10 protein-coding genes, 1 tRNA gene and 1 pseudogene are annotated in these 10035 nt (G+C 47.8%); 4 read left to right on the plus strand and 8 right to left on the minus strand.

The window, feature by feature from the left end:
- Positions 1-1030, plus strand: a pseudogene (locus SFV55_RS11500) (hypothetical protein); the annotation flags it as partial.
- A 122-nt stretch (positions 1031-1152) separates the two neighbouring features.
- Here SFV55_RS11500 and hisF read toward each other — a convergent pair.
- The 8 genes from hisF to SFV55_RS11540 all read right to left on the minus strand — a co-directional run bounded on the left by hisF (position 1153) and on the right by SFV55_RS11540 (position 8216).
- On the minus strand, positions 1153-1905 hold the full coding sequence (gene hisF / locus SFV55_RS11505; RefSeq protein WP_320029648.1) for an imidazole glycerol phosphate synthase subunit HisF: 753 nt from the start codon (positions 1903-1905) through the stop codon (positions 1153-1155).
- A gap of 7 nt (positions 1906-1912) precedes the next feature.
- Positions 1913-2632 carry a 1-(5-phosphoribosyl)-5-[(5-phosphoribosylamino)methylideneamino]imidazole-4-carboxamide isomerase gene (gene hisA, locus SFV55_RS11510; protein ID WP_320029649.1) on the minus strand — a complete coding sequence of 240 codons (720 nt, stop codon included), beginning with the start codon at positions 2630-2632 and terminating at the stop codon, positions 1913-1915.
- Positions 2633-2684: 52 nt separating this feature from the next.
- A complete protein-coding gene (gene hisH, locus SFV55_RS11515) occupies positions 2685-3314 on the minus strand; it encodes an imidazole glycerol phosphate synthase subunit HisH (protein ID WP_320029650.1) in 630 nt (209 codons plus the stop codon).
- Between the two features lie 213 nt (positions 3315-3527).
- On the minus strand, positions 3528-4664 hold the full coding sequence (hisB, locus tag SFV55_RS11520) for a bifunctional histidinol-phosphatase/imidazoleglycerol-phosphate dehydratase HisB (protein ID WP_320029651.1): 1137 nt from the start codon (positions 4662-4664) through the stop codon (positions 3528-3530).
- Positions 4661-5695: a histidinol-phosphate transaminase gene (gene hisC / locus SFV55_RS11525; protein WP_320029652.1), complete on the minus strand. Its 1035-nt coding sequence runs from the start codon at positions 5693-5695 to the stop codon at positions 4661-4663. Before hisC ends, hisB begins: the two co-directional genes overlap by 4 nt.
- A gap of 5 nt (positions 5696-5700) precedes the next feature.
- Positions 5701-6993, minus strand: a complete 1293-nt coding sequence (hisD, locus tag SFV55_RS11530) for a histidinol dehydrogenase (protein WP_320029653.1) — start codon at positions 6991-6993, stop codon at positions 5701-5703.
- Positions 6994-7061: 68 nt separating this feature from the next.
- On the minus strand, positions 7062-7922 hold the full coding sequence (hisG, locus tag SFV55_RS11535) for an ATP phosphoribosyltransferase (protein ID WP_320029654.1): 861 nt from the start codon (positions 7920-7922) through the stop codon (positions 7062-7064).
- Between the two features lie 218 nt (positions 7923-8140).
- Positions 8141-8216, minus strand: a tRNA-Phe gene (locus tag SFV55_RS11540).
- 178 nt (positions 8217-8394) lie between these two features.
- Here SFV55_RS11540 and SFV55_RS11545 point away from each other — a divergent pair.
- From SFV55_RS11545 to SFV55_RS11555, 3 genes are read left to right on the plus strand one after another with little or no spacing between them, the layout of a single operon-like run.
- A complete protein-coding gene (locus SFV55_RS11545; protein WP_320029655.1) occupies positions 8395-8826 on the plus strand; it encodes a hypothetical protein in 432 nt (143 codons plus the stop codon).
- Complete coding sequence (locus SFV55_RS11550) at positions 8827-9165, plus strand: CidA/LrgA family protein (protein WP_320029656.1); 339 nt, start codon at positions 8827-8829, stop codon at positions 9163-9165. It begins immediately after the preceding gene.
- Entirely contained in the window at positions 9162-9848 is a 687-nt protein-coding gene (locus SFV55_RS11555) for an LrgB family protein (protein WP_320029657.1), read from the plus strand. The genes SFV55_RS11550 and SFV55_RS11555 overlap by 4 nt, the downstream gene beginning before the upstream one ends.
- Positions 9849-10035: the final 187 nt, after the last annotated feature.

Raw genomic sequence — 10035 nt, forward strand, 5'->3', positions numbered from 1 at the left:
TTCTGATCTTACAAATGCGGGCAACGTGAAAAGGGCAATTTTTACAACTTTAGTTTTGGCAGGTTTTTTCCTGCAGATGAACGCACAGCAGATTCTGTTCGTGAAGAAGGGAGCACAAGGCAATGGCTCATCTTGGAGTCAAGCTTTTGGTGACCTTCAACAAGCTTTGCAAATCGCAAAGCAAGGAACAAAAATCTGGGTGGCTGCTGGTGTTTATACACCTTCGCAGACTGGCAATCGGAATGCATCGTTTGTAATCAACGAGGGCATTACATTACTTGGAGGTTTCGTTGGTAACGAAACATCTGAGCAAAATCGCAATTGGGAAATCAACCCAACCATCCTTTCTGGCAACATTGGTGATACCAACTCTGCCGATGACAATTCTTTCAATGTAGTTTACACTCGGAATGTTTCTCAGGTAACCGTAGATGGTTTCATCATCTGTATGGGAAATGCTTCAAACTCCAATGAAAAAGAACAGGAAGGTCACCGCACGAGTACTGGTGCAGCTTGGTACAACGAAGCCTCTATGGGCAATCATGCCGTACTGATCAAAAACTGTACTTTCCAAGACAACAAATCCAACTACGCAGCAGGCATCTATAATCTGGCTATCGCCGGCGCGGTAAATGCCTCTGAAATCACCAATTGCAAATTCTTCCAAAACAATGCCCAAGTTGAAGGTGGAGCAGTGATGAACGTTGGCAATGGTGGTACCTGCAATGTAAAAGTTGAAGGTTGCATTTTGAAAGATAACTTCGCTTTGTACGGTGGTGCATTTTTCAGCCGGGCGATCAACAATGGACTGAATCAGTCATTGATCCGGTTAAATACCCTCCAAAACAATAGCGCTTATATCGATGGTGCAGACTTTTTCACCAATCGTGACAATTCCAGTGTCAACCGCTCTGTGTTTTCTGGAAATGTTTCTTCAAATTCTCCTGCTCAATCAAATATTTTGGATGAAGTAAAAATGACTCCTAATACTGTTACAAGAATGAGACCTTCTAGCTCCAACCGCCACTAATTGCTCGCAGTGTCGCTACGCAGGAAGATCTAAGACAGAGACACCTAAACTAATCAATAGAGGGCCAGTACGATTCAACGTCTGGCCCTCACCGTTTTTATACCGTTCCTTATCTTCAATGCTTAGCGCACCACCACATTTTTCTGCTTCAAATATCCTTTTAAGTCTGGGATAGCAATTTCATTGAAGTGAAAAATACTCGCTGCAAGCCCTGCATCGGCTTTTCCTGTAGTGAAAACATCGTAAAAATGCTCCATGTTACCTGCTCCACCTGAAGCAATCACCGGGATGGACAACAATTCGGAGATATGGGCAGTGGCCTCCAAGGCAAAACCAGCTTTGGTGCCATCGTGATCCATGGAGGTGAACAGAATTTCACCTGCTCCGCGCGATTCCGCTTCTTTCACCCAATCAAATAGTCGAATTTCCGTAGGAATACGCCCCCCATTCAGGTGTACAATCCATTCGCCGTCAATTTGGCGGGCATCAACGGCCAGTACCACAAACTGGTTGCCAAAATTTAAGGCCAGTTCATCAATCAACTCAGGGCGACGTACTGCCGCAGAATTAATCGAAACTTTATCCGCCCCAGCGGCCAGCATGGCGGCTGCATCGTCAATAGAGGTGATGCCGCCACCAATGGTAAAAGGAATATTAAGGTGTCGGGCAATGGATCTCGCCAGTTCCGACATGGTTTTGCGCTTTTCGTGAGTGGCCGTAATGTCCAAAAACACCAATTCATCGGCTCCTTTTTCGCTGTAGGCCGCACCGAGTTCTACAGGGTCCCCGGCATCGCGGAGATTGACAAAATTAACGCCTTTGACGGTACGCCCATCTTTGATATCGAGGCAGGGGATGATCCGTTTAGCTAGCATAGGTGTTTTAGGAGTTAAAGGCCATTAAATCAGTTAAACTAATCTTGTTTTCATAAATTGCCTTGCCGATGATGGCCCCATAGCAGCCAATTTCCCGCAAGCGTTCCAATTCTTTCAGGGTAGTCACCCCCCCACTGGCAATGAGTTTGAGTTGGGGAAGCTCTTCCCGAATGCGTTGGTAAGTTTCAATGGCACTTCCCTGCAACAATCCGTCTTTGGATACATCGGTGGAAATGCTGTATTGTACACCTTTAGTGATGTAATCCTGCAAAAAAGCAAACAGCTCCAATTGGCTTTGCTCCTGCCAACCACTTACGGCAATGTTGCCATCCTTGAAGTCGGCACCCAAAATGATGCGCTCCCCACCATATACTTTGAGCCAATCCAGGAATAATTCCGGTTCTTTCACCGCTACGGTACCTCCCGTCACTTGTTGGGCCCCCGATTCGAAGGCAATGCGCAGGTCTTCATGCGCTTTAAGGCCTCCACCAAAGTCGATCACCAGTTTGGTCGCCCCTGCAAGTCGCTCCAATACCCGGTAGTTGATAATGCGTTTGGCTTTGGCGCCATCCAAATCAACGAGGTGCAGACGCTGCAACCCAGCATCTTCAAATTGCTTGGCTACCTCCAGAGGGTCTTCATTGTAGACCGTTTTTTGGGCATAATCACCCTGGGTAAGGCGCACACATTTGCCTTCAATGATATCAATCGCAGGAATAATTTGCATAAGAATGAGTGTGTTGCGCAGCCCTATGTGGCCGTCTTATGTATTGATTTTTTTACAATTTCAGAAAATTGCGAAGGATCGTTTCCCCCACCTTTCCTGATTTTTCTACGTGAAACTGGGTCGCGTAAAAATTGTCTTTGTGCAAACCCGCACTAAAGGGCAGGGTATATTCACTCAAAGCGCTGGTGTACAGCCCCTGCTCCACGTAGTAACTGTGGACATAGTAGACGTATTCGCCACTGAGCTCAGGCGTGAATATTTCATCCGCACAACGCGACAGGGAATTCCAACCCATATGGGGTACTTTTTCTCCATTGACCGGGATAAACCTTTTAACCCGTTGCGGGATAACCCCTAGACAAGGGGTATCGTTTTCTTCCGAATGGGCACAAAGCAATTGCATGCCCACACAGATGCCCAAGGTTGGCTGGGTCAGGCTTTTGATGACCTCATCTAGGCCCCGTTCGCGTAAAAAATGCATGGTGGTGCTGGCTTCACCAACGCCAGGGAAGATCACTTTTTCGGCGGCGCGTATTTTTGCGTGGTCATCGGTGAGGATGGCCGGGGCTCCTAGTCGCTCCAGAGCGAAGAGGACGGATTGGACGTTGCCAGCGTTGTAGTCGATTACGGCGATCATAGCTACTCTTTTTCGCACGACATCCGTCATGGCTATCCCACGCATCAGTCATGACTTTTCCCACGACTAAAGTCATGGGTTCTTTTTTATAGTTGCCTCCCACGGATAAATCCGTGGGTTGGCGTTGTTTCTGGGGAATGGAAGGCCAGCACACCCACACTTTCACACTTCACACTCACACCCTTTCTTACGGATAAATCCGTGGGTTGGCCTAAATTCTCCCACACTTTCACACTTCACACTCACACCCATTCTTGCTTACAAAACCCCTTTGGTGGAGGGTAATTCCTGGCTGTTTACATCTCGTTTTACGGCCATTTTGATGGCTTTCGCTACAGCTTTAAAGGTAGCTTCGATCTTGTGGTGTTCGTTTTCACCTTCGGCTTTGATGTTGAGGTTGCAAAGAGCGGCATCACTGAAAGACTTGAAAAAGTGGTAGAACATTTCAGTGGGCATTTGACCAACCTTTTCCCGGCGATATTCAGCGTTCCAAACCAACCAGGGGCGGCCGCTAAAGTCGATGGCGGCAGTAGCCAGGCAGTCGTCCATGGGCAAGATACAAGATCCGTAGCGTTCCATTCCCCGTTTGTCCCCTACCGCCTGACGGAAGGCTTCACCAAGGGCAATGGCAGTGTCTTCAATGGTGTGGTGTTCGTCGATGTGCAAATCACCTTGCACCCGCACCTCCAGATTGGCCCCGCTGTGTTTGGCCAGTTGATCCAGCATGTGGTCAAAAAAGCCTAGCCCGGTGTGGTTGTTGTAGCGTCCCTGGCCATCCAGATCAAGCTGTACCAGAACATCGGTTTCTTTGGTCACCCGGTGTACTTTCCCGCTGCGTTGCCGTCCTTTGAGAAAGCGGTAAATCTCGCCCCAATCGGTGGAGCTAAGGGCAATCACCTCCTGCAAACTCCGCGCATCGTTGCTGATTTCGTCGGCACCCAATTGGGGATCGGTTACCATCCAAATCGCTTTAGCCCCCAAATTTTTGGCTAGTTGTACATCAGTAATACGGTCGCCGATTACAAAAGAGTTGGCCAGGTCCACGCTCCCATCCATGTAGTGGGTTAATAGGGCGGTACCAGGTTTGCGGGTGGGTTTGTTCTCGTGGGGGAAAGTTCGATCAATAACCTCTTCCGCAAAATTGATGCCTTCATTGCGAAAAGCTTTCATGATCGCATTGTGGGCAGGCCAAAAAGTATCTTCCGGGTAAGAAGGAGTACCCAGGCCGTCCTGATTGGTGACCATGACCAATTCATAATCCAGTTCCTGCACAATTTTGGCCAGGTATTGAAAAACACGGGGGTAAAACTCCACTTTATCCAAAGCATCAACCTGATAATCGTGGGGTTCCAAAACCAGGGTTCCATCCCGGTCGATGAAGAGTACTTTTTTCATGGCCTCTTGTTCAAAGCAGTTAACAATGCGTCATTTTCTTCCGGGCGTCCTACGGTGATGCGCAGGCTTCCAGCACAAAGGTGTACCGAGTTTCGGTTGCGCACGATAATCCCCTCTTCTACCAAAAATTGATAGGTGCCATTGGGATCATCCATTTTCACCAGGATAAAATTGGCATCCGAGGGGAATATTTTTTCCACAAACTTCAATTCACCCAAGCCCCTGACCAACCGTTCGCGCTCGCTGAGCAAGGTCGAAAGGATTTGACGGTAATCATCCTGGCTGGTTTCCAGGGCCTCCAGGGCAATTTGTTGGGTGAGTTGATTGATGTTGTACGGTGGTTTTACTTTATTAAACAACTGAATGATTTCGGGGGAAGCAAAAGCCATACCCAAACGAATGCCCGCCATACCCCAGGCTTTGGAGAAAGTTTGTAAAACGATCAGATTGGGGAATTCGGGCAACAATGAGGTACAACTGGCTTGATTGGAAAAATCGATGTAGGCTTCATCCACTACGACCACTCCTTTGAATTGGGCACAAAGGCTACGAATGCGTTCCAATTCTACATCGTTGCCCGTTGGATTATTGGGGCTACAAATGAACAGGATTTTGGACTGTTCATCTGCTGCGGCCAGGATGGCCTCAACATCGGGCTGAAAATCCGGGGTGAGGGATACAGTCCTGATACCCACATCGGCAATATCTGCCGAAACCTGGTACATCCCATAGGTAGGTGGTAAAATCAGGATGTGGTCCTGACGGGGTTCACAAAAAATCCGCACTACGAGATCAATAGCTTCATCGCTGCCGTTGCCCAGGAATATTTGTTCGGCAGGTACACCTTTTAATTGGCTGATCGCTGCTTTGAGTTTCCACTGCAAGGGGTCGGGGTAACGATTGAGCCCTGTTTCAAAAGGGTTTTCGTTGGCATCCAGAAAAACCTCGGCCTTGCCTTTGAATTCGCTGCGCGCCGACGAATAAGGCACCAGTTTGCGGATATTGGGACGAACCAAATTGGCTATTTCCATTGTTGCTATTTTTGGCTTTTCATCTTTTCCAATCGAATGCTCACTGCCCGCTGGTGTGCAACCAATTCTTCCGCAATCGCCATCGTTTCCACAGTTGGGCCTATGTTTTTCAAGCCCTCCGCCGTCAATCGCTGAAAAGTGATTTTTTTGACAAAGGAATCCAGGGAGACGCCACTGTAGGCCCGAGCATAACCATTGGTAGGTAAAGTATGGTTGGTTCCTGAGGCATAATCGCCTACTGACTCAGGGGTGTAATTCCCAATAAAAACCGAACCGGCATTTTGAACTTGCTCAGCAAAAGCTTCGGCATCTTCCATCGCCAGAATCAAGTGTTCCGGGGCGTAATCGTTGATCAAGCTCAAAGCTTCCGCTGGGTCATTGACCAATACTGCCACACTGTTTTCCAGTGCTTTGCGGGTAATTTCAGCCCGAGGCAAAAGTGCTACCTGCCGTTCTACCTCTTGCAATACCTCTTCCAACAATTTGGCATCCAGCGAGAGCAAAACTACCTGGCTGTCCATTCCGTGTTCTGCTTGGGCCAATAAATCAGCAGCGACAAAAGCAGGATCAGCCTGAGCATCCGCACAAACCAACACCTCGGAAGGGCCAGCAGGCATGTCGATCGCAACTGTTTCTCGGCTAACCAGTTGTTTGGCTGCGGTCACATATTGATTGCCTGGGCCAAAAATTTTGTATACCCTGGGAATACATTCCGTGCCATAGGCCAAAGCACCAATGGCCTGTACGCCACCAACCTTAAAGATTTTGGTCACCCCAACCGCTTGGGCTGCGTACAAAATGGCCGGGTGAATTTTGCCTGCTTGATTGGGTGGAGAACACAAGATGATCTCTTGGCAACCCGCCAATTTAGCCGGTACGCCAAGCATCAATACCGTGGAAAAAAGGGGGGCAGTACCACCAGGAATGTACAAGCCCACTTTATCAATGCCCACATTTTTGCGCCAACAAAATACACCTGGCATGGTTTCCACCACTTCGGGTTGGCTTTGCTGCCGGGCATGGAAAGTTTCGATGTTGCTTTTAGCAGTTTGAATCGCCTTTTTCAAGGCTGGATCAAGCAAGGTTTCCGCTTCTGCCAAATCCGCTTCACTCACTTCCAGGTCACCCGGCGTCACTTTGTCAAAACGTTGGGTGTACTCCTTCACTGCAGTGTCTCCACGCTCCCGGATGTCTTGCAGGATTTGCCCCACAATGGCGTCCAAATTGGCGGCGGTCATTGCTGGCCGGGCCAATAAAGAAGGTGTAGCGACGATATCTTGATAGGTATAACTTTTCATATTTGCTTAAATTCCAGAATCCCAGAAGCCACTCATTGCTGAAAGCTAATTGCTGATAGCTGAAATGGCTAAAGAATCATCTTCTGAATTGGAATAATCAAAATCCCCTGAGCGCCAACTGCTTTAAGTTGATCGATGATTTCCCAAAACCGATCTTCGCTGATTACAGTATGTACGCTGCTCCAACCCTCGGCGGCTAATGGCACTACAGTAGGGCTTTTCATGCCAGGCAAAATATTGATGATGGCTTCGAGGGCTTCGTTTGGAGCATTCATCAATAGGTACTTGTTGTTGCGGGCGGCCAAAACGGATTTAAAGCGGAAGAGCAGTTTTTCCAGTAACTCACGAGCCTCTGGCTTCATGTTGCGGCTGGCAAAAATGGCAGCTTCCGATTTAAGCAGTACTTCTTTTTCTTCCAGGCCATTCATAAATAAGGTATTACCCGAACTGACCAGGTCGCAAATTGCATCTGCCAAACCAATATTGGGGGCAATTTCTACCGATCCGGCAATTTCATGGATTTCCGCCTGGATGTTTTGTTTTTCCAAAAAGGCACGGAGCGTATTGGGGTAAGAGGTGGCAATTTTTTTGCCTTGCAGCCAGTTTATCCCCGAATAAACGGTACCCTTGGGGACCGCCAGGGAAAGTCGACAGCGGGCAAATCCCAGGGGTAGTACTTCTTCCAGATTTTTTTCCTTTTCAATGACCGTATTCTGTCCCAAAATCGCTACATCTGCAACTCCATCTGCGACGTACTGCGGAATATCTGAATTGCGGAGAAAAAACAATTCCATCGGAAAACCAGAGGCGGATACTTTGAGCTGATCGCGGCCATTATCGACCCGCACCCCGCATTCTCGCAGCATTTCCAGCGAGTCCTCTTGCAGGCGCCCGGATTTCTGCACGGCAATTTTGAGTTTGGTAGACATCGTGTTTTGTGCTTGAGAACGATGGACAAACTACTACTTGCTTCATCGTCCTTTGTTTGGATAATTTGGGACAAAAAAAAGAGGTCTACCGACAAATGGTAGACCTCTTTTGAGATTTAATACTGACTTAACGCAGCATACTCATTGACCATTTGCCTTACGAAAGTAAGCCATGATGATGATGAGTATGTGCGAAAACTGTATTCATAAGATAAAAATGGTGGTGCGGGCAGGAATTGAACCAGCGACACCAGGATTTTCAGTCCTGTGCTCTACCAACTGAGCTACCACACCATGTAAAGAACATACCCTTTTTCGAAAGGCGTGCGCAAATATACAGCGATGTTTTTCTTTTATCCAAACGGCTGCATCAATTTTTTCAAAAAAAAACACAAGTGGGCCACTAAAAGTTCCCTTGGGCTGGAAAATGCGTCTCAATAATTGTAATTTTATCACTCAAAATCATTTAGTCATGAGCGAATTCGAACAGGTTGTCAAAGAAGGTGCCCAAAGCATCGGTAAAAAACTCCGCAGACTCCTTTTGTGGGCTTTGTTGCTGGTTTTTGTCGGTTTATTGGGCTATATATTCGTTTATTGCAATTTCACCCTGAGTAAAGGAACGACCAGCGGTACCCTGACCAACATCACCTACAAGGGAATTTTGTTCAAAACGCACGAAGGAAACCTGAATACGGGGACCCTCACTTTGAACCCCAACATTGCGCCGGATAGCAAAACCCAGGCAATGAATGGCTGGAATTTTTCTGTTCCCAGTGGCGAGGTTGCTGCGAAATTAGATGAATTGCAAGGCCAAAAGGTAAAACTTTTTTACCGCAAAAAGGTAAAAGCTTTGCCCTGGCAAGGTAAAACCAACTATCTGGTTTACGACGTCAAAAAGCTCTAAGTGAACATTTTAAGGGGCTTGTTCCTGATTTTTGTGTTTTGGGCACTAGGTGAAGCCACCTCCCAACTGGCAAAGCTACCCATACCAGGCGCCGTGATCGGCATGCTGGCATTATGGGTAGCTTTGCAATTGAAATGGGTTTCGTACGCTTCTGTACAAACCACCGCCAAAGGTTTTTTGGGGATCATGGGTGTATTTTTTGTACCACCTAGTTTGGGCATATTGCTGCATGCCGAGCGGATGTTGCAGTATGGCTGGAAACTGGCACTCCTGGTAGTTTTCACTTCTGCAATCAGTGGGTTGACTACCGTATTGGTGTTCAAATTGCTGAATCGATGAATCCTTTCCGCGAACCCGCCTTGATGATCGGCCTCACCCTGGGGGCCTACCTTGGGGGGCAACAACTTTTTTTGAAATACCGCAAATCCTGGCTCAATCCGGTTTTGGTGGCCATTATCCTACTTGCAATTGTGCTACAAATTGGTCGGGCAAAAGTGGAAGATTACCTGGAAGCTACCCGCTCCCTGGTGTTTATGCTTTCGCCCACCGTCATTTGCCTTGCCCTGATTCTGTACGAACAAACAGCAGCTTTGAAAAAGAAAGCCTTGTCGATTGTTGTAGCAGTTTGTGTCGGTGGCCTGGTGAATGTGGTAGTGGGGGTGTACCTGAGCCGCTGGCTGGAGTTGCCCGCACCTTTTGTACAGGCCATGTCCACCAAAGCAGTTACCACCCCTATCGCGCTGGAATTATCAAAAGCACTTGGGGGCGAAGCTTCCTTAACTGTAGCCTTTGTCCTCCTGAGCGGGATCATGGGGGCAGTGTGGGGTCTGCCATTTTTGCGTACGGTGGGTGTCAAAGATGAGATGGCCAGAGGTTTGGCGATTGGAACCGTTTCCCACGGCATCGGCACCGCTCGGGCCCAGCAGGAAAGTGATTTGATGGCAGCAGCAGCAGCGCTGGCTATGGCTTTAAATGGCCTATTTACGGCTTTTTATTTGCCGTATTTGTACTTTTGGCTTTGATGTGTGGGTAACCACGATGATATAGAGGGCAACCACGTAGGGTTGCCCCCATCGCCATTAAGTTAAGCGAGTGATAGGGCTCAAGTAAAGATAAAAAGCTATCGGGTAAATTTTTTCACAAAAAAAAGATGGCGGTAGCTTTTTATCTATACTAAGATCCAAAAAAGGTTGTAGCCTAGATTTTCAC

The sequence above is a fragment of the Haliscomenobacter sp. genome (genome assembly GCF_033763495.1).
Classification (GTDB): domain Bacteria; phylum Bacteroidota; class Bacteroidia; order Chitinophagales; family Saprospiraceae; genus Haliscomenobacter.